This window comes from Ignatzschineria cameli (assembly GCF_003121895.1).
GTDB classification, from domain to species: Bacteria; Pseudomonadota; Gammaproteobacteria; order Cardiobacteriales; family Wohlfahrtiimonadaceae; genus Ignatzschineria; species Ignatzschineria cameli.
This window is the reverse complement of the sequence record NZ_QEWW01000004.1, coordinates 39,451-60,777: the sequence shown is the minus strand read 5'-3', so window position 1 is coordinate 60,777 and position 21,327 is coordinate 39,451. Positions and strand designations below refer to the sequence as shown.

Below are 21,327 nucleotides of genomic sequence, written 5' to 3'. Positions count from 1 at the left end.
GTAAGCTTACGATTAGAGTATAAGAATTATGAAGTAACATGTAAAAAAAGTAGAAATGAGGGGGATTTATGGCTTTGATAGAAGAGAAGGGAAATTATCAAATATTTTTGGACGCGTTAATGGAAGTAATTCCTGAGAAGCAGATATATACTGAGTTAGCGGTTCGATTTGCTTATGGAACAGATGCTAGTTGTTATCGGTATATTCCTGAGATTGTTGTTCGAGCTCAAAATGAAAAAGACGTTAAAGAGATTATCGCATTAGCTGATTTATATCTGATCCCTATTACTTTTAGTGCTTCAGGAACGTCGCTTTCCGGACAAACTTCTTCTAATTCTGTATTGGTGTTATTAGGGGATGGTTTTGTGGGAGGGGATGTTATAGATGATGGATTAAAAATCCGCTTACTACCTATGACTATCGGGCAAAATGCGAATAACTTATTAGTACCTTTTGGCCGTAAAATTGGCCCGGATCCTGCGACAATTAATACGGCTAGAATTGGGGGCATTGCCTCTAATAATTCAAGTGGAATGTGTTGTGGGACTAAAGATAATAGTTATCATACCCTTGATTCTATTAAAGTAATTTTTGCTGATGGCGCTGTTTTAGATACAGGTGATCCTAAGAGCGTGGTGCAGTTTCGAGAAACTCATGATACCTTCTTAAAAGGTTTGCTGGATTTAGCGAATCGCATTAAAAGTCAGCCTGAATTAGAGGCAAAAATTAGACATAAATATCGATTAAAAAATACAACAGGTTATGGTTTAAATGCACTTGTTGATTTTGATGATCCTATAGAGATTTTATCGCATTTAATGATTGGCGCGGAGGGAACGCTAGGTTTTATTAGTGAAATTACTTATAAAACAGTTATTGATCATCCTCATAAAGCATCAGCGCTCATTTATTTTGAGTCGATGGATCATTGTTGTGATGCGGTAACAGCACTGAGAAAAGCGGCGATAGTAGACTCAGTAGAATTATTAGATGCTCCTAGTATTCGCTGTGTTGCTGAGCATATTACGTCTGATCTCCCTGGCTTTTTTTATCAAGATATTCCGGATAATGCCGCATGTCTTTTGATTGAGACTCGTGCTGATAACGATAAAAGCTTAGATGAGCAAATCGTGCAAATTAATAAGATTGTTGCAGATTTCTACTGTAATGATCAAAGCTCTTTTTCGAAAGATCCGATTGTAACAGACCTTTATTGGAGTGTCCGTAAAGGGTTATTACCCATTATTGGTGCTAATCGTCCTGTGGGAAGTAATCTTATTACAGAAGATGTGGCCTTTCCTATTGAAAATTTATCAAAGGGTGTCAAGGCATTAACGTTGTTATTTAAAAAGTATCACTACTCAGAAGCCATTATTATGGGGCATGCGCTAGAGGGGAATTTACATTTCTTGTTAACGCCGACATTTGAAACGGCAGAGGAAATTTCAAATTATAATGCGTTTATGCATGATTTAGCGCAGTTAGTTGCTGTCGAATATCAAGGCTCTCTTAAAGCTGAACATGGGACAGGGCGTAATGTTGCGCCTTTTGTGGAGGTTGAATGGGGTAAGGATGCTTATAATATTATGCGTGATATTAAAAAGCTCTTTGATCCCAAAGGTATTTTTAACCCAGATGTCATTATTACCGATGATCCTGAGCTGCATTTAAAAAATTTAAAAGAAGTGCCGGAGGCAGATCCTCTCATTGATCAATGCATGGAATGTGGATTTTGCGAGCCCGCTTGTCCTGCTGATGGATTTACTCTAACGCCAAGACAGCGAATTGTTTTATGGCGACAGCATGAAATGTTAGTGAAGACAGGTAAAGACCCGGAGCTACTATCATCCATTCAAAAAGTTTATCCAGAAATGGGGATTGAAACTTGTGCCATGACAGGTATGTGTGCAACGCGTTGCCCTATAGGCATTGATACGGGCAAAATGATGAAAAAACTAAAGGTGCCTAATACGCATTATAAAGTTGTCAATTTTGCAGTAGACCATATTCATACGATGACTCAAGGTGCTCGTATTGGGATTAAGTTATCGCATATGATTGGGGCATCTTTGAGTAAAAAAATATCGACGAATCTTCATAAAAGATTTAAAGGGATTCCCGTTCTTCCAGAAACTTTGCCTAAAGCAGCGAGCGCTAGCGCCTTATCAAAGGCGATCTTAAGCGCTTCAACGACTGAAGCAGGAAAATCCGTAGTTTATTTTATCTCTTGCGTTAATCGTACATTTGCTGAGGGCATAAAAGGGACGACATCCGTTGCAAATGATACCTTAGCACTATTTCAAAAAGCAGGTTATAAGGCTATTTTTCCTAGTGATTACCAATCTCTTTGTTGTGGTCAGCCATTTGATTCTTTAAAAATGGAATTATCCGCAGATAAATCTGTTAATAAAGTGAATAGTGCGCTTTTACAAGCGAGTCATAATGGGGAAATTCCTATTTATGCGGACAATGCCCCATGTGCTTTTCGTCTTATGGAAGCCCAAAAAGAAGGATTATTAGATGCTAGATTAAAAATTTATGATGCGGCAACTTTTTTAGTTGAAAATATTTTACCGAAGTTAACGATTACAAATAAAAAGCCCGCTTTGAATCTACATATCCCCTGTTCTACGACCAAGATGGGATCAGGAACGGCATTACAGACATTAGCAGGGGCAGTTACAGATTCTTTAAGCTTGAGTGGTATCGCTTGCTGTGGTTATGCGGGAAATAAGGGAATGTTTTTACCAGAACTTAATCAAAATGGGTTAAGACTTTTAAATAATAATATTCCTAAAGGTTGTGACCATGGCGTTTCGATGAGTCGTACTTGTCAAATAGGTCTAACGGAGCATTCAGGGATGTCATATGCCAGCATTGAATCATTATTGAATCAATGTTCGAATTAATAAATCGAGGTTAGGGGGTAATGCAAAACACAAATACGAAAATAGGCCTTTAAGGCGCATGAAGTTAAAGAATAAAAATAAAAGTATTTATCAATAATAATGTCATAAACAAATCACCTTAAAAGTTAATTAGAAGTAGGATGCTATAACTTTTAAGGAGATGTAGGAGGAGTAAAATATGACGTGGATTCAAAACTATACCCCGATTATGAATTTAGGGGTGTCATCACTATTTGCAATTATGCCAATTGTGGCTTTTTTTCTGGGATTAACCGTTTTAAAGCTAAAGGGGCACATTGCCGGCTTATTAACATTAAGTATCGCGATTATCGTGGCAATTTTTGTATATAAAATGCCGGTAACTATGGCATTAGCAGCTTCAGGATATGGCTTTTTATATGGCCTATGGCCTATTGCTTGGATTATTATTACCGCTGTATTTTTATATAAAATCGCTGTTAAGACAGGCCAATTTGACATTATTCGATCTTCTATTATTTCTATCACTGAGGATCAACGCTTACAATTATTACTGGTAGGCTTTGTTTTTGGTGCCTTCTTAGAAGGCGCTGCAGGCTTTGGTGCGCCAGTTGCGATTACGGCGGCGTTACTAGTGGGTTTAGGTTTTAAGCCACTTTATGCGGCAGGTTTATGTTTGATTGCAAATACGGCACCTGTTGCATTTGGGGCAATGGGGATTCCCATTATTGTCGCGGGAGAAGTTGCAAATCTTGATGCATTTCATATTGGACAAGTAGTAGGGCGACAGCTTCCCATTTTATCTATCATTGTCCCTTTTTGGTTAATCGCAATGATGGATGGATGGCGTGGTATTAAACAGACGTGGCCCGCTGTTTTAGTTTGTGGTGTTTCATTTGCAGTGACGCAGTTTTTGACGTCTAATTTTATTGGGCCAGAATTGCCCGATATTACTTCAGCATTAGTCAGTTTAATCTCTCTTACGATTTTCTTGCGCGTATGGCAACCTAAGGAGATATTCACTTTTGAGGGGCAGAAAAAACCTCAAAAACAAATGCCAAGTGGATATTCTTTTGGACAGATCTTCCTTGCTTGGTCTCCATTTATTATCTTGACAATAATGGTCACGTTGTGGAGTTTTAAGACGATCCAAAATTTATTAACATTTGCAACGTTGAAGTTTGAGGTGCCATTTTTACATCAATTGGTCATTAAGACGACTCCCGTTGTTCCTCAAGATACACCTTATGCTGCAGTCTATACCTTAAATATATTAGGGGCAGTTGGAACCTCTATTTTTATTGCTGCTATTTTATCTTTGATAATACTTAAGATGCGAATGAAAGATGCTGTATCAACCTTTTTAGAAACATTGGTTGAGTTGCGTTTCCCTATTCTTTCTATTGGATTAGTGTTAGGGTTTGCGTTTATTGCAAATTACTCAGGTTTATCTTCCACATTAGCGCTTTTGCTAGCTCAAACCGGGGTGTTTTTTCCATTCTTCGCACCTTTTTTAGGTTGGCTAGGAGTGTTTTTAACCGGCTCAGATACCTCTTCAAATGCCTTATTCAGTTCACTACAGGCAAATGTGGCGCATCAATTGAATGTTTCTCCTGAGCTGTTAGTTGCGGCAAATACCACAGGAGGCGTTACGGGGAAAATGATTTCACCACAATCGATTGCCGTGGCAACCGCTGCGACGGGAATGGTTGGTAAAGAGTCAGATTTGTTTAAATTTACCGTAAAGCATAGTTTGATTTTCTGTTCATTTGTAGGATTTATTACCATAATGCAGGCATATGTCGTTCCATGGACTTTAGTATTTTTTAATAAATAAGTTTTACAAAATTTCAATAAAGAAAAAAGGTAGACTCTAGTTTGAATCTACCTTTTGTTTTTAAGGGTTGGTGCAATTATTATTTTTTCTCTAAAAGCGGTTTAAGATATTTTCCGGTATAACTCTCTGGACATTGAGCGATCTCTTCGGGGGTGCCGGCAAAGATGATATTCCCACCTTTCGCTCCCCCTTCAGGACCAATATCGATGAGCCAATCCGCTGTCTTAATAACATCGAGATTATGCTCGATAATGATAATGGTATTACCCTTATCCCGTAAGGTATGAATCACCTTGAGAAGTTGCGCAATATCGTGGAAGTGGAGACCGGTTGTTGGCTCATCGAGGATATAGACTGTTTTGCCTGTATCTCTCTTTGAAAGCTCTCGAGAGAGCTTCACCCGCTGCGCTTCACCGCCGGAGAGTGTTGTCGCATTTTGACCGAGCGTGATGTAACTTAAACCCACCTCCATTAAGGTTTCGAGGCGACGATGAACAACAGGAATAGCATCAAAGAATTGATAGGCCTCTTCTACCGTCATATTGAGTACATCATTGATCGATTTTCCTTTATAGAGAATATCGAGAGTTTCGCGATTGTAACGCTTACCTTGACACTCATCACACATCACATAGACATCGGGGAGAAAGTGCATCTCTACCTTGATTAAACCATCTCCCTGACAATTCTCACAACGACCCCCTTTCACATTGAAGCTAAAGCGTCCAGGCTGATAACCGCGCGCACGCGCCTCTGGCGTATTAGCGAAGATCTCGCGAATAGGGGTAAAGAGTCCGGTATAGGTTGCGGGATTTGAACGAGGTGTTCGACCAATCGGGCTCTGATCGATATTGACGATCTTATCGATCTGATCTAATCCTTCGATTTTTTGATAGGGTGCAACTTCAATACTATTATTCTTGTTGAGAATACGGGCAATTGCACTATAGAGCGTATCATTCACAAGGGTCGATTTCCCAGAGCCAGAGACACCCGTTACACAAGTTAAAAGCCCTAATGGGAAGGAGGCGGTTACTTTCTTGAGGTTGTTGCCGGTAGCACCAATGAGCTTGATCTCTCGCTTAGGATCTCGTGGTGTTCGCTCTTTCGGAACTTCAATTTTTTTGCGCCCAGAGAGATAATCCGCTGTGAGAGAATCTCTATTTTTCATCACCTCTTGAGGCGTGCCGGCGGCAACAACAGAACCGCCATGAACCCCAGCGCCGGGGCCAATATCCACAATATAATCAGCGGCTAAAATCGCATCTTCATCATGTTCAACTACAATGACGGTATTACCAAGATCACGAAGATGGAAAAGGGTCTGTAGTAGACGATCATTATCGCGTTGATGCAGACCGATCGAAGGTTCATCTAAGACATAGAGAACGCCCATTAAGCCGGCACCAATTTGGGAGGCTAGTCGAATTCGTTGCGCCTCGCCTCCAGAGAGCGTCTCAGCTGAGCGTGAGAGATTGAGATAATCGAGTCCGACATTGACTAAAAAGCCTAAGCGCTCCTGAATCTCTTTAAAGATCTTATCGGCAATCTCCTTCTTTGCGCCTGAGAGCTTAACATTCTCTGCCCACATCAAAGCATCATTGATAGGAAGGGCTGTAATATTGTGGATCGCTTTACCCTCAATCAGTACATTTTTTGCGGCTGGACCTAAACGGCTTCCTTCACAATCGGGGCAGACACGCATCGCTAAGAAGCGCGTTAAACTTTCACGGACAATCTGAGAGTCGGTCTCATGATAGCGGCGTTCTAGATTGTTTAAGATCCCTTCAAAAGGATGGATACGGATAGAGCGTTGTCCTCGATTGCTCAGATAATGGAACTCTATCTCCTCCTCACCCGATCCGTAGAGCAGAATCTGTTGAATCTTTTTAGGTAGCGCCTCAAAAGGGGTTTCAGGATTAAAGCCGTAATGGCGTCCTAAGGATTCGATCATCGAAAAGTAGTAGCTCGAATTTTTATCCCAACCTCGAATAGCGCCACTTGCCAATGAAAGAGAGGGCTCGGCAATGACTCGATCAGGATCGAAATATTGATTCACCCCTAAGCCATCACAGGTCGGGCATGCCCCTTCAGGATTATTAAAGGAGAAGAGACGCGGCTCTAACTCGGCAATGGTAAAGCCACACTCAGGACAAGCATAATTTGCCGAGAAGTGGAGTAGGGTCTCTTCACTCTTCATATCGACAATAGCGGCTAAACCGTTTGTGAGATCGAGCGCTGTCTCTAATGATTCTGAGAGACGAATCCGAATATCATCTCGCACCCGGAAACGATCGACGACAACATCGATATCATGATGCTGCTTTGGATTGATCTCTGGAAGTTCATCGATCTCGTAAGTCTCACCATCAACACGAACGCGGAGGAATCCTCGTGCTTTTAGCTCTTCAAAGAGTTTAAGATGCTCCCCTTTACGATTACGAACAATGGGCGCTACCAACATTAGGCGTAACTCCTCAGAGAGCATCATTGTCATATCTACCATCTGCGGAATGGTTTGAGCATTGAGGGGGAGATGATGCGTCGGACAGTGCGGCGTACCGATACGAGCAAAGAGAAGGCGAAGATAATCGTAGATCTCTGTGACTGTTCCGACCGTTGAGCGCGGATTGTGTGAGGTGGATTTCTGCTCGATGGAGATCGCCGGCGATAAACCGGAGATATGGTCTACATCAGGTTTTCCCATAACAGAGAGGAATTGTCGTGCATAAGAGGAGAGAGACTCTACATAGCGTCTTTGCCCTTCTGCATAGAGTGTATCGAACGCAAGTGATGATTTTCCTGAGCCTGAAAGCCCTGTAATCACCACAAGTTTATTGCGGGGAAGGGTTAAACTAATATCTTTAAGATTGTGCGTGCGCGCACCTTGAATAATTATATCTTCCATAAAACCTTCAAATAGGAGGTAGAGAGATAGAGCCGGGGTAGAGCGCTTAAGTGCGTCTCCAATAAAAGTGCCGACTCCCTTAAATAATCTTTTTGTACTATGTCAATTTGTACTATGTGAGAATATAGGGTGAATCTTCGAAATTTCAAGATCGAAGAGGCTATTTCAACGCGCTATCTCCTTTCATACCATTACCTTTAGCGGAGGTTGATTGTGGATAGCGGGTAATCCCTTCTAAGAGCAGAATGCTCTCATAGAGCGGATAGTCATGCTCAAGGAGATACTGCTTCTGTTGTCTGAAGCGTTCAGAAGAAGCTTTATCTCTATCGGCACTTCTTCTCTTACCTTGAAGATTGTCACTCTTCATTTTAGGGCTGACTTTAAGGTCAGGAATTGTGATATCGGGTGTAATCCCTTCATCCTGGATACTCTGCCCATTAGGGGTATAGTAGCGGGCAATGGTGTAACGAATCGCATCGCCATTATTGAGAGGAACGGCATATTGGATAGAACCTTTGCCATAACTATTCTCACCAACTATTAACGCTCTTTGATGATCTTGAAGGGCACCGGCGACAATTTCCGCTGCAGAGGCACTCTGTTGATTGATCAAAAGAATGATTGGAACCTCAGCTAGGATCTCCCGCTCAGTTGCAAGATATTGTTTCTGATGTTGCGCCGCTTGACCGGTGGTGTAGGTGATAATGCCTTGGTTGAGGAAGAGATCCACGACATCGATGGCGGCAGAGAGAAGCCCGCCATTATTATTGCGCAGATCAAGAATCATCCCCTTAATAGGGTTTGCTTCAGTCGTTGCCTCTATCTCAAGGGCGAGAAGGGCATCGGCAATCTCTTCGCTACTACTCTCTTGAAAGCGGCTTAAGGAGATGTAAGCAAATTGACCATATCGCTTTGCCTGCGTCACACTTGGTAAGGAGATATCTGTGCGAAGAATAGTACGCTCCTGCAACTCCCCTTGATGGAAGAACTCCAAGTGAACATTTGTCCCCTTTTCCCCTTGTAACATGGCATCTGCTTGCTTGAGGGATAGTTGATCTGCCGGAATCTGATCGATACTCACAATTCGATCTCCGACAGCAATCCCCGCCTTCTCGGCAGGAGAGTTAGGGGCAACAGCTTGAACAATCAGTGTTCGCTGTTTTGCCACACTCTTCTCCCCTTCGAGCGTCTGCTCTTTTGCAGCATATTGCAATGTAATGCCGATACTGCTCTCTTTACCAGCGGTCTCATTTTTTATTTTCTGAAATTGCTCAGCACTATAATATTTTGAGTGAGGATCGAGGTTCGTTAACATGCCGATAATCGCATTTTGAATCAAAGTGGCATCGCTCAATTCATCGACATAATTGCGTTTAAGCTCATCAAAGACCTCAATAAACCGGCGTAGATCATCTACCGGAATGGTGGGTTCTGCCGGCGTGGAGATTAGATCGATCGGCCCCATCGATTCTCTCTGTTCTTGAGCGGCTTTTGGCTCTGCGTAAGCAAGGGGATTCAAACTAAGTGACAGGAGAGTTGAGAGGAGAAGGGTGTGGGAGAACGCTCTTTTCATAAATAGGTTCCTTAAATGATATCACTGAGAATGTCAGAGGAATGGCCGGAGAGAGGGCCAGCGAACTTATCGATGTGATTGTCGATGATGCTTTTGTTGATGTTTTTAAATGGTTGCTTCTTTAAGTCGGCGCTCGAATCGATGTTGAAGTTGAGCTACTTCGGGAAAGCTGAGCGATTAAGAGAGTACTTATCGGTCTTGATGCCGATAAGAGTATCCCGATAAGAGCCTCTCTTAATCTTGCGTTGATTATTTCACGCTGATTATTTCAATTTTATTTCAATTTTGCGTGATCTAATTTTGACTGATCCAATCTCGCTTGATGTGACCCGGCGCCATAATTGGGCACTATGATTGGAAATGGATTAGATTCTTTCCAGTCATCTCTTTAGGCTGCTTTTCACCTAGGAGATAGAGGATTGTTGGCGCTAAATCACAGAGCGCGCCATCGGGTTCTAATGTTGCCTTGCGCCCTACATAGATTAGTGGAACAGGGGTTGTAGTATGAGCTGTATGGGGCTGATTGGTCTTTTCATCCCAAGTCTGCTCGGCATTCCCGTGGTCAGCAGTAACTAACATCTCGCCACCCACCTTCTTAACAGCCTCATAGACCTTTCCTAAACCGGTATCGACCGCTTCAATTGCTTTGACAATTGCCTCAAAAACGCCGGTATGTCCCACCATATCAGGATTTGCATAGTTACAGATAATGACATCAAATTTTTCTGATTCGATCGCCTCTACCAGACGTGCCGTCACTTCCGGCGCACTCATCTCAGGTTGAAGGTCATAGGTCGCTACTTTAGGGGAGTTAACCAAAATACGCTCTTCCCCTGTAAAGACCTTCTCTTCTCCACCATTAAAGAAGAAGGTGACATGGGGATATTTCTCTGTTTCCGCAATCCGTAATTGAGTATAACCCCCTTTCGCTAATACCTCGCCTAAGCCATTGTTAAGCTCTAATGGAGGATAGGCAACTTCGGTATTCAGCCCCTCTTTATATTGTGTTAAAGAGACAAAGTGGGAGAGTTTAGGGCGATATTTAGGTGTAAAGCCAGAAAAATCATCCTCTACAAAGGGATAGCTCAATTCGCGTGCACGGTCTGAACGGAAGTTCATAAAGATAACGGCATCACCATCGACCATCTTCACAGAGTCACCGATCACCGTAGCTTTAACAAATTCATCATGTTCGCCGCGAGCATAGGCATCATTTAAGCCTGCTTCTGCCGTTGCTGCATGGTATTCCCCTAAACCTTGGCTCACAAGATCGTAGGCCTTCTCAACACGATCCCAACGGCTATCGCGATCCATCGCATAGTAGCGTCCGATAATCGTTGCAATTCGGCCATGTCCAAGCTCTTTAAAGAGTGCTTCTGCTTTTTCAAGAGAGGGTGTTGCTGATTGCGGTGGCATATCACGGCCATCAAGGAAAGCGTGGAGATAGATCTTCTCGACCCCTTTTTTGGCAGCAAGGCGAATCAATGCAAAGATATGCTTTTCATCCGAGTGAACACCGCCGGGAGAGAGTAGGCCAAAGATATGGAGCGCACGATTATTTGTGGTTAGATCACTCATCACCTTATTGAAGATAGGGTTATGATCAAATTCGCCACTGCGGAGATCTTGGGTAATGCGGGTAAAGTCTTGATTTACAACACGACCGGCACCGATATTCATATGACCGACTTCTGAGTTCCCCATCTGTCCATCTGGTAATCCCACCGCTTCACCGGAGGTTTTAATAAAAGTAACAGCACCCACTTCACGTAGATGGTCCCAGTTAGGGGTTTGAGCTGCTGCAATTGCATTATTTTCAACTTCGTTACGAAATCCCCAGCCATCAAGAATGGTGAGCACAATCGGTTTAGGTCTAGACATTATGCGTGATTCCTTGTTTGAAATGATTTTAAAAAACTTAAAACTTAAAACTCGAAATTTAAAACTTACAAATAGTGATCCCCTTGAATCTCTAAAGAGGCGGTGATGAGCCTACTTTAAAGGGGAACACTTAATATATGTTATCTAATGGTTCATTATAGCGAAAAAGGGGGGCTGAGGGAGAATTCCTTTTAGGGCGTTACCGTTTGCTAGCTTAGAGCTTCATTGATGCATAATATCGCTGGAAGCTGGTGTAGATATGGTAGGAGAGATTAAGAGAGGTATCAGAGAAGTATTAATAATGCTCTTGATAAAAATGATCTTGAGATAATTTAGCATCATAATGAATAGCCATAATATATCTTTCTAATTAAGTGTGATAATGGTGGTGCCTCAGAGAGATATTCGATATATCAATGGCAGATCAACGATATGCCAATGGTAGATCAATAGAATATCAATAGAATATCAATAGATATGTTAAGAGAGTAGATTTGAGTATGATGATATGAGGGGAAAGATAATAGCGGTTAATGGCATACTTTCACCATCTATTTAGAAAAAAGAAGAGATAAAAAGAAGAGTTATATTTTGTTATTTTGATATAATAATTGTTTATAGTTTGTCTGTAAATTTGTTTATAAATTATCAACAAATTAGCAATAAATATTTAAATGTTTAAAGATTTGTCTAGAAGCGCTTCATCTAATACGAATTTAACAATGCAAATTTAACGAAAACTTAGCGTGAATTTAATATTAATTAGGAGCTAATTGAATAGCTGATTTAATTGTTGAGGAGTGAAATGAGCAGTATTCAAAAGAGAGCAAGTCAATCAACCGAGTGGAAACGTATCGCGCAGGATCTATTAGATCAGGCGGGAATCGAGATTAATGGAAGCCGTCCCTACGATATTCAGATCCATAATGATCATTTCTATCAACGTGTCTTAGAAGAGGGGTCGATCGGACTCGGTGAGAGCTATATGGATGGTTGGTGGGATTGTGAACGGCTCGATCTCTTCTTTACAAAAGTGATGCGGGAGAAGCTTGATGAGAAGCTTCCAAGTCGTTTTAGAGATACGTTAAAGGTCCTCTTTGCCCGGCTTCGAAACTTACAGAGTAAAGAGCGAGCTTGGATTGTTGGGGAAGAGCACTATGATTTGGGCAATGATCTCTTTACGGCGATGCTCGATCCTTATATGCAATACTCCTGCGGCTATTGGGCTGAGGCGACAACATTAGAAGCGGCACAAGAGGCAAAATTGGATCTCATCTGCCGAAAACTTCAACTTGCACCGGGAATGAAGCTTCTTGATATCGGTTGTGGTTGGGGTGGGCTCTCTGCTTATGCAGCTGAACATTATGGAGTCTCTGTTACTGGGGTGACGATCTCTAAGGAGCAACAGAAATTGGCGCAAGAGCGCTGCGAATCTTTCGATGTGGAGATTATTTTAGAGGATTATCGAGATCTTCAAGGATCGTTTGATCGCATTGTTTCGGTGGGGATGTTTGAACATGTAGGGCCGAAAAATTATCGTAAATATTTTGAAGTCGCCCATCGCAATCTTAAAGAGGATGGCCTTTTCCTGCTCCATACAATCGGCTCGAATAACAATAAGTATAATGTGGACCCTTGGATTGAGAAGTATATCTTCCCTAACGGTGAGCTTCCTTCGATCCAAAAAATTGCAAATGCGAGTCAAGGAAAGTTTGTGATGGAGGATTGGCATAATTTTGGTGCCGATTATGATCGAACGCTAATGGCATGGGCTGAACGTTTCTTAGCGCATTGGCCGGAGTTAGAATCTAATTACTCTCCTCGCTTTAAGCGGATGTTTATCTACTATCTAATGGCTTGTGCCGGCGCTTTTCGAGCAAGAAGCATCCAGTTGTGGCAGATTCTCTGGAGTCCATTAGGGGTTGAAGGTGGCATTCAGGTTGCGCGTTAAGATTCGATCGTGACAGTTTTGTCATATTACTCTGTTAGAGTACTTCGGTAGATCGATAAGCCTCTTCTCAATTCTGCTTCTCGGTGCTACTTTTCGATGCCATATCAGAGGAATTGATTGAAGAGGCTTACGAAGGATTGATGGGGACTTTATGACTACTTTATAACTATTTTATGAGTACTTATTTTAGGTGTTTATTGTAGGTACTTAGTAGTTGTTTATTCCTGTTTATCCGTTATTTATCCGTATTTGTTTATGATTATTGGTCGTCATTGATAGTCATTGATAGTCATTGATAGTCATTGATAGTCATTGATAGTCATTGATAGTCATTGATAGTCATTGATAGTCATTGATAGTCATTGATAGTCATTGGTAGTCGTTTATTGTTGATTGTTATTAATAATGATTCCTTATCGATGCGCTTTGCGATGAAATTTAGCTGATAATAGGCTATATAAAGCGATGGTTTTAGAGTATCATTAAGGAGAAATTATTTAATACTCGTACACTCTTAGAGGAAATGTAATTATGGGTTCATTTAGTATTTGGCACTGGGCGATTCTTCTTGTTGTCGTACTTTTAGTCTTTGGTACTGCAAAATTAAAAAATGCAGGAAAGGATCTTGGAAGTGCGGTAAAAGGCTTTAAAGATGCAGTAAAAGATGGGGAGAAAGAGGCAAAAGAGAGTGCAACACCCCAAAATTTAGAGAATAAAAAAGCAGATACTCAAGTGAAGGATGAGAGCGTTGTTGATGAGCAGAAAAATAGTCGTGTGGAGTAATCTCTGCAACTGTTTCTCATCAAATTTAAAGCGTGATTGGCGCGGATAAGAGGAAGGATGCTGCATGTTTGGAATTAGTAGCACGGAATTTCTCATTATTCTCGTCATCGCGCTTGTTGTCATTGGTCCGCAAAAATTGCCGGAGATGATTCGTACTGTTGGTAAATGGGTTGGTAAGATTCAGCACTTTACGAAGAGTATCAAGAATGATCTGACCAATGAGTTAGAGCTTGATGAGATTAAGCGCTCCATTGAGGAGTTAAAGCAGAGTTCTGAATTACAGAAGTTAAAGAGCGAAATCGATAGCACTAAATCGGAGTTAACGCAATCTTTACGGAAAGTGGAATCCACTGTTCTTGATACCCAATCTCAAGTTGAGAATGAGGTGAAGAAGGTCGATCGCTATCTTGATATCTCAGAAAAGCCAGAAAGTGTGGCAAAAGAGAGCGGGAAAAAGTCCGTTATTAAAGATGATACGATTGATGATGAGGAGTTCTTTGATCTTGAGTTAGATGATGCGTTCCTAGAAGGGGAGGCAGAGTTTATCGCGGATGCAGCAGAGGGTGCCGTTATGACAGCACCGCCTAAAAATTATGGGCAACGTCTTGTGGCATCTCCTAGTGATGAACTCGATAGTCACGCTTTAATTGCGCGTATTGTGCGGATGCGTCAAGCAGAGATTGCCGCGCAAGAGAACGATAAGGTCGCATTGCAATTTGCGCTGATGGAAGCAAAAGAGGCACGAAATCTCTTGAGTCAAGATGAGATCCGCCGCCGAATGACCTTGCGGCAGTTAGAGTTGAATCGTTAGAGTTTATTAAGACTTATCAATAGGATTCGTTACGATTAAGACTCGTTAACGCTAAAGGTTATATTTGGCTATATTCGGCTATATTCGGTTATATGCAATTATATTTAAGCATTACATCACTCAAGTTATCGCTCAAATTATCGTTGTAATTACCGTTTCAATTTATTGTTTCAATTATTGTTTTAATTACTGTTTCAATATTATCGATAGATCTAGTGGCACCGCAGATTCAGATGGAATCGGGGCTGTGCCTCTAGATCTATTGCTGTTTTAGGAGATACATTTGTGAATGATCGATCTATTCAATACCTTTTTGAGCAATCAGAAGCAGACGCAATCTATGCTCAGAAGCGTCCTTGTAATCGTTTCACCTTTAATGAAGAGGTGGTAAAAGTCTTCCCCGATATGATTCGGCGCTCAGCGGCGGGATATACGACGATTGTAGAGAATATTGGGAATTTAGCACCACTCTTCGCGCAGGAGAATAGTAAAATCTATGATCTTGGAAGTTCGCTTGGTGCAGTATCGATGGTATTGCGAAGTGCAATTAAGACACCTAACACCTCTATTGTCGCTATCGATAACTCATCAGCAATGGTGGAGAAATCACGAGAATATCTCAAAGCGCAGGAGATGATGATCGAATCTCTGCTCCCTATTGAAGTTATTGAGGCAGATATTACCGATTATCCCTTTGAAAAGGCCTCTCTCTTTGCGATGAACTTTACGCTCCAATTTATTAAGCGAGAAGAGCGGCTTGCGCTTTTGCAAAAGATCTCCGATGCACTCTTGCCGGACGGTGCGCTCTTTCTATCGGAAAAGCTGAGCTTTAGTGATCCGAGCGAGCATCAGATGCTCAATAACCTCCATATTCAATTTAAGCGCTCCCAAGGTTATTCCGAGTTAGAGATTGCTCAAAAGCGAGAATCTCTGGAGGATGTGATGAAGATCGATAGCTTTGAAACCCATAAAGCTCGGTTATTGGAAGCGGGATTTAGTGAGGTCTACCTCTGGTTTCAATGTATGAACTTCTCCTCAATTTTAGCTATTAAGTAGCTTTATAGATGATCAACATACAGACAACTGACAGACAACAGATAGAAGAGAGAATATGGATAAGATGATTTATCTCGATCAATTACTCAATCATTTTAAAGGGCAGAAGATGGAGCGATTTAGCGCAACATTGCCCTCATTTTTAGCAGAGCGCCTCCGAAAAAAACATGGTGATAGCCCACGTTGGGAGCATGCACTTTTAGATCTTCCTGAGATTGAAGATTTCACAGCTGATCTAGCATCGGGGGTGATCTTAAAAGGAGCGTGTGATGAAGCGATCTTACAAGATGCCTTAAAACGATTGAAGCCTTGGCGAAAAGGGCCTTTTCAGCTCTGTGATACCTATATCGATACTGAATGGCGTTCTGATTTTAAGTGGAATCGAGTGAGTCAACATATCGATTTGAGAAATAAAAATATTCTCGATGTTGGCTCTGGAAATGGTTATTACGGTTATCGTATGTTAGGTGCCGGAGCGAAGAGTGTGATTGGTATCGATCCTAATTGGCTCTTTCTCTACCAATTTTTAGCTGTCAGAAAGTATCTGCCGGAAGCACCCATTTGGCAACTGCCGATGACATTAGAGGAGATGCCAGAAGCGCTTGAGCTCTTCGATACAGTCTTCTCTATGGGTGTTCTCTACCATCGCCGATCACCGATCGATCATCTCTATCAATTAAAGGGAACACTACGCCCCGGCGGCGAGCTTCTCTTAGAGACGATTGTTATTGAGGGATATAAGGAGCAGGTTTTAGTGCCGGAAGATCGGTATGCGCAGATGCGTAATGTCTGGTTCCTCCCTTCTGTTGAAGCGCTAATTCTCTGGTTAGAGCGTGTTGGCTTTGTCGATGTCCAGTGTGTTGATCTGGCAAAGACAACGGTAGAGGAGCAACGAACTACGGAGTGGATGGATTACCTCTCTCTTTCCGACTTTTTAGATCCGGAAGATGATTCACGAACGATAGAGGGGCATCCTGCGCCAATTCGTGCTGTGATCCATGCAAAAAAGCCCCGTTAATCAACGGGGCATCTCACTTCTATCAGCTTTTATGATGCTTAATCTTAATCCTAACCTTGAGGAATCTGTGCTGACATCTCCATAATCACCTTAATTACATCCATTGAGAGGTAGCTGACAAGAAAATAGATCAGCGCAGTGATAAGAAAGGTGATGATCATGCCGCGCATTGTTCGTAGCGCCTTAAAGAGTGCAAGACCGATTGTGGTAAAGGCTGCCGCATTGAGAAAGGCAAGGAGATAGAATCCAACTTGAAACGCTTTAGGGCCGCCAATATCGAGCAGGCTGACAACCTCATAACGAAGCCAGATTGTGCCAAAATAGGTCAATGCAATAAAGAGAATACCGATTAAAATACCAATGATGGCAAAGGGGCGAAGAGTAGGATTATCTTTATAGAGCGCGCCGGCAGTAAAGAACATAAAGATCGAGATTAGCGAGACCGGCACCATGGTCGTTAAACGAGCAAAGAGGAAGTTAAAGATAAAGAGTCCAATCCACGCAACAATAAAGATTGCGGTACGATTATTTTTTTGTACTGTATTTGTCATAATTATTCATCTACTCAGTTAGCAAATATCGATAAAATAGGGAAGCGCCATCAACAATGGCGACGCTTCACAGAAAAACCCCTTTAAAAGCAGAGGAAAAGGTTAAAAAGTTATAAAGGGTTAAAGGGTTTCACAATTATACCGATTTTTAACGTTCTTGATAGGGATTGTCGATTCCCAATTTTGCTAAAATTGCGATCTCAAGTGCTTCCATCTCTTCTGCTTCCACATCCTCAATATGATCAAATCCTAAGAGATGGAGCGTACCATGAACGACCATATGGGCAAGATGATTCTCAATCGGTTTCTCTTGCGCTTTAGCTTCCGCTTCAATCACCGGCATCGCAATAATAATATCTCCTAAGGTGAAGATCTCCTCCTCTAGAAAATCGGGGACCTCAAAGGGGAAAGAGAGCACATTTGTCGGGCGATCTTTCTGCCGAAAATCACGATTCAGTTGTTGAATCTCCTCATTATCGGTAAAGCGAATATTGATCTCGGCAGGTTTTTGGTAGCCGGCATGGAGTAGTGCAGTGGTGATCCAATGTTGTAACTGCTCATCACTTGCGGTATCGATTGTGGTTACGCGCTCGGTGTAGAGGGAGAGTTCTCTATCTTGTAGATTATCTGTATCTGTATCTGTATTTGTATCTGTCATCTGCTACTGCTCCTCAGCGGTTGCTTTACTACTTTTTTCGGCATCTCTTGCCGCGTTAATTGCGGCTTTCATCTCGGCTCTCTCTCGCTCGATCTTATCGGCCTTTTCATAGGCATCAATAATCTTTGCCACCATCGGATGACGGACAACATCTACCGATGAGAAGTGACTGATAGAGATTCCATCGACATTCTCTAAGATATCGAGCGCATGTTTTAGCCCCGATTTTACGTGGCGCGGTAGATCTACCTGTGATGCATCGCCGGTAATGACCGCTGTTGAACCAAAACCGATTCGAGTAAGGAACATCTTCATCTGCTCGATTGTTGTATTTTGTGCCTCATCGAGAAGAATATAGGCATCATTGAGGGTTCTTCCACGCATAAAGGCGAGCGGAGCGATCTCAATGGTGTGGCGCTCGATCAATTTATTGACGGTCTCAAAACCGAGCATCTCATAGAGTGCATCGTAGAGAGGACGAAGATAGGGATCGATCTTTTCCGTTAAATCACCAGGTAAAAAGCCTAACTTCTCTCCCGCTTCAACAGCAGGGCGGACAAGGATAATACGGCGAACTTCATCTTTTTGAAGCGCTTCTACAGCAGAAGCGACGGCAAGAAAGGTCTTACCGGTGCCAGCAGGGCCGATTCCAAAGTTGATATCGTGCTTGCCCATATTGTAGAGATACTCTTTCTGCGCCGGCGTTCGGCCTCTAATTAAGCCCGCTTTTGTCTTAATGACGCGATCTTTCTTATCCTGTTTGAGTGCCTTAAACTCCGGGCCAAACTCTTGAATGACAAGATGAACATCATTCGGTTCTAACCACTTCTCTTTTGTCTGACGATAGAGCTCCTCTAAGATCTCTTTCGCACTTTTGACATCATCTCCATTGCCGGCGATCTGAAATTCAGCACCACGGTTGCCAATATCAACCATTACGCGCTTCTCAATTAATCGAAGATGCTCATCAAGATTGCCGCAAAGGTTTGATAAGCGCTCATTATCGCCCTCAAAGGCGAGTGTGATTGTAGTCATTCGTTCTTCTATTATCCTCTATCGAAATCCGGAAAAAATGCTTTATAACTCTATCATTATGAGCTCTATAGACTCAAGAAGTAGTGTTATAATAGCTACAATTTTGGGGCAAAAAGCGATAATACAAGGTATTTGCGCAACTATATTTGTGTTGAAGTGTAAGACGAATGATAAAGTTGCTCAATATTTAATGAAGAGGTTACGTGTGAAATTGGAACATAATCCGTTGATTCAGGGGCTGATTGATTTAAAGTGGATGGCAAAAGAGGCCGTTCCTCTCCTCTCCGCAAAGATGTATGAGAATGAGCGTTCTGTAGTTGGGAAGTTGCGTGCACATGGATTGACTAGTCAGGCGATCTTTGAAGCCGCTCTTGCAGTCAATCAGAGACGCCATACACCACTTCCTATTGTGGATTTGGTGTACTTTTCCTCCATCAAAGATTTCGACTTTGGTACTTTTGCCACAAAAGAGGAGCTCTTAGCGCAATATAGTGTGCCATTAGTGATCCTCCCAGATCGTTTAGTGGTGGTGACGGGAGATCCCGGCAATGAGAAGTTTTTCGATACATTAGCACTCCGTTATCCTGGAAAAATTGAGTATTGGTTGGGCGATAGTGATCAAATTAGCGCGATGATTAAGTTACTCACAATCCCGACCCAAGCGATGCCGTTGCCGGAGGTTCAAGAAGTTGCGCCGGAAGCGAGAGAAGTACCCAATGATGTTGCTCATCATGAAGTTGATAATGCCTCCGATATCGTCAGCAAGATGCCGGAAGATTTTGCTCACCATCGTGATCTTGAAGAAGAGAGAGATGAGATTGAATCGATGCGAGATCTTGAGCCATTAATGGGAGAAGAGACGGACGAAAAGATGGATGAAGAGATCAAGGAAGAGATCAAGGAAGAGATGGAAGAAGATCCTCGATCGGAAGCATTGCGCGACTCGGCACTCGATCTTTCCGAAATTGAATCGAGATTAGATGAGAATGAATCTGAAGTGGAAATCGCATCTAGAGAGGAGGGTGCGCTTGCGTCATTCGCTGCTGGTTTATCAGAAGAAGTGTTAGCAGCCGTTGAAGATACGCCAACAGCGAGTGATCTCTCTATTTCGGATGAAATGATGCCCGCCTTAGAAGATTCAACGGAGATCTTAGAGTCGGTTCTCGCAGAGATTCAACAGGAGAATCAAGCGGAAGAAGCCACAACTGCGATCAGTGTTGAAACGAGTGATGGGGTTGTCGATTATCTCAATTTTATTCTTCTCGATGCGATCACACAGAAAGCCTCTGATATTCACTTTGAGCCTTATGAATCGAGCTATCGTGTCCGTTTTCGGATCGATGGCATTCTCCATAAGGTCTATGTTGTGCCAGAAGCGTATCGCGATACTTTAGCTTCGCGCTTAAAGGTGATGGCGGAGCTCGATATTGCTGAGAAGCGCTTACCTCAAGATGGACATATTACCCTCTGTTTAGAAGAGGAAGAGGTCGATGCGAGAATCTCGGTGATCCCCACTTTATGGGGAGAGAAGGTGGTGATCCGTCTGCTCGATAATTCTGAGCTCAATTACTCACTCAATAAGATCGGTTTAACAGCTACACAGAAGAGCTTGGTTCAATCATCGATTGAGCGCTCACAAGGATTAATCTTAGTAACGGGTCCAACCGGTTCCGGAAAGACCGTGACGCTCTATGCTTGCCTCAATTATCTCAATGATGTTTCGCGCAATATTGCAACGGTTGAAGATCCTATTGAGATCAACTTAGAAGGAATCAATCAGCTGCAGGTACATCCTAAAATTGGGCTAACATTTGCCGAAGCATTACGTGCTTTCTTGCGTCAAGACCCTGATGTTTTAATGGTCGGGGAGATTCGAGATTATGAAACGGCAGATATCACTATTAAAGCGGCACAGACCGGACATCTTGTTCTCTCGACGCTCCATACAAAGAGCGCAGTCGAGAGTCTTGTTCGTCTCAAAAATATGGGAGTTGAACCCTATAATATCGCCTCGACGGTAGATCTCATTATTGCTCAGCGTCTGGTACGGGAACTCTGTCACTGTAAAGAGGAAGATATTGTAGATTCTGCTTATCTTGAGACATTAGGTTTCACTCCGATGCAAGCGGCGAGCAAGTTCTATCGGGCGAGTGGTTGTTCGGAGTGTCATGATGGATATCGCGGCCGTTTTGCGATCTTTGAAGTGATGCCGGTTTCAAAACGAGTTTCACAACTCTTATTAGAGGGCGCCTCTCCTTTAGAGATTGCAAAACAAGCAGAGCGCGAAGGGGTGAAGAATTTAAGAACTGCCGGCATTGAGATGGTGTTAGCTGGTAGAACCTCATTAGAAGAGATTTTACGCGTTACGACGGAGTAG

General features: G+C 42.4%; 14 protein-coding genes. 8 read left to right on the top strand and 6 right to left on the bottom strand.

Annotated features, from left to right (window positions below; all coding sequences use genetic code 11):
• The first annotated feature begins 68 nt into the window (after window positions 1–68).
• Window positions 69–2,909, top strand: coding sequence for an FAD-binding and (Fe-S)-binding domain-containing protein (locus DC077_RS06940; protein ID WP_109201786.1), 2,841 nt, complete (start codon window positions 69–71; stop codon window positions 2,907–2,909).
• Between the two features lie 178 nt (window positions 2,910–3,087).
• Window positions 3,088–4,725, top strand: coding sequence for a lactate permease LctP family transporter (locus DC077_RS06935; RefSeq protein WP_109201785.1), 1,638 nt, complete (start codon window positions 3,088–3,090; stop codon window positions 4,723–4,725).
• A gap of 79 nt (window positions 4,726–4,804) precedes the next feature.
• On the opposite strand, the gene uvrA is transcribed toward DC077_RS06935, so the two are convergent.
• The 3 genes from uvrA to gpmI all read right to left on the bottom strand — a co-directional run bounded on the left by uvrA (window position 4,805) and on the right by gpmI (window position 11,090).
• Window positions 4,805–7,633, bottom strand: a complete 2,829-nt coding sequence (gene uvrA, locus DC077_RS06930) for an excinuclease ABC subunit UvrA (protein ID WP_109201784.1) — start codon at window positions 7,631–7,633, stop codon at window positions 4,805–4,807.
• 160 nt (window positions 7,634–7,793) lie between these two features.
• Window positions 7,794–9,206 (bottom strand): S41 family peptidase, encoded by a 1,413-nt coding sequence (locus DC077_RS06925; protein WP_109201783.1) that lies wholly within the window; start codon window positions 9,204–9,206, stop codon window positions 7,794–7,796.
• Window positions 9,207–9,554: 348 nt separating this feature from the next.
• Complete coding sequence (gene gpmI / locus DC077_RS06920; protein WP_109217908.1) at window positions 9,555–11,090, bottom strand: 2,3-bisphosphoglycerate-independent phosphoglycerate mutase; 1,536 nt, start codon at window positions 11,088–11,090, stop codon at window positions 9,555–9,557.
• 802 nt (window positions 11,091–11,892) lie between these two features.
• On the opposite strand from gpmI, the gene cfa reads away from it, so the two are divergent.
• From cfa to cmoB, 5 genes are all read left to right on the top strand, one after another.
• Window positions 11,893–13,038: a cyclopropane fatty acyl phospholipid synthase gene (gene cfa, locus DC077_RS06915; protein ID WP_109201781.1), complete on the top strand. Its 1,146-nt coding sequence runs from the start codon at window positions 11,893–11,895 to the stop codon at window positions 13,036–13,038.
• Window positions 13,039–13,569: 531 nt separating this feature from the next.
• The gene (tatA, locus tag DC077_RS06910; protein WP_109201780.1) at window positions 13,570–13,821 is read left to right on the top strand and encodes a Sec-independent protein translocase subunit TatA; all 252 of its coding nucleotides are present in this window, start codon (window positions 13,570–13,572) and stop codon (window positions 13,819–13,821) included.
• 64 nt (window positions 13,822–13,885) lie between these two features.
• Window positions 13,886–14,632, top strand: coding sequence for a Sec-independent protein translocase protein TatB (tatB, locus tag DC077_RS06905; RefSeq protein WP_109201779.1), 747 nt, complete (start codon window positions 13,886–13,888; stop codon window positions 14,630–14,632).
• A 285-nt stretch (window positions 14,633–14,917) separates the two neighbouring features.
• On the top strand, window positions 14,918–15,688 hold the full coding sequence (gene cmoA / locus DC077_RS06900; protein WP_275663912.1) for a carboxy-S-adenosyl-L-methionine synthase CmoA: 771 nt from the start codon (window positions 14,918–14,920) through the stop codon (window positions 15,686–15,688).
• 64 nt (window positions 15,689–15,752) lie between these two features.
• Window positions 15,753–16,706 (top strand): tRNA 5-methoxyuridine(34)/uridine 5-oxyacetic acid(34) synthase CmoB, encoded by a 954-nt coding sequence (cmoB, locus tag DC077_RS06895; RefSeq protein ID WP_239990360.1) that lies wholly within the window; start codon window positions 15,753–15,755, stop codon window positions 16,704–16,706.
• 50 nt (window positions 16,707–16,756) lie between these two features.
• On the opposite strand, the gene DC077_RS06890 is transcribed toward cmoB, so the two are convergent.
• The 3 genes from DC077_RS06890 to DC077_RS06880 all read right to left on the bottom strand — a co-directional run bounded on the left by DC077_RS06890 (window position 16,757) and on the right by DC077_RS06880 (window position 18,950).
• Window positions 16,757–17,257 (bottom strand): hypothetical protein, encoded by a 501-nt coding sequence (locus DC077_RS06890; protein WP_109201777.1) that lies wholly within the window; start codon window positions 17,255–17,257, stop codon window positions 16,757–16,759.
• A 148-nt stretch (window positions 17,258–17,405) separates the two neighbouring features.
• Entirely contained in the window at window positions 17,406–17,915 is a 510-nt protein-coding gene (gene ybeY / locus DC077_RS06885; protein ID WP_109201776.1) for an rRNA maturation RNase YbeY, read from the bottom strand.
• Window positions 17,916–17,918: 3 nt separating this feature from the next.
• Window positions 17,919–18,950: a PhoH family protein gene (locus DC077_RS06880; RefSeq protein WP_109201775.1), complete on the bottom strand. Its 1,032-nt coding sequence runs from the start codon at window positions 18,948–18,950 to the stop codon at window positions 17,919–17,921.
• Between the two features lie 205 nt (window positions 18,951–19,155).
• Between DC077_RS06880 and DC077_RS06875 the strand changes: the two genes are divergently transcribed.
• Entirely contained in the window at window positions 19,156–21,327 is a 2,172-nt protein-coding gene (locus DC077_RS06875) for a GspE/PulE family protein (RefSeq protein ID WP_157953507.1), read from the top strand.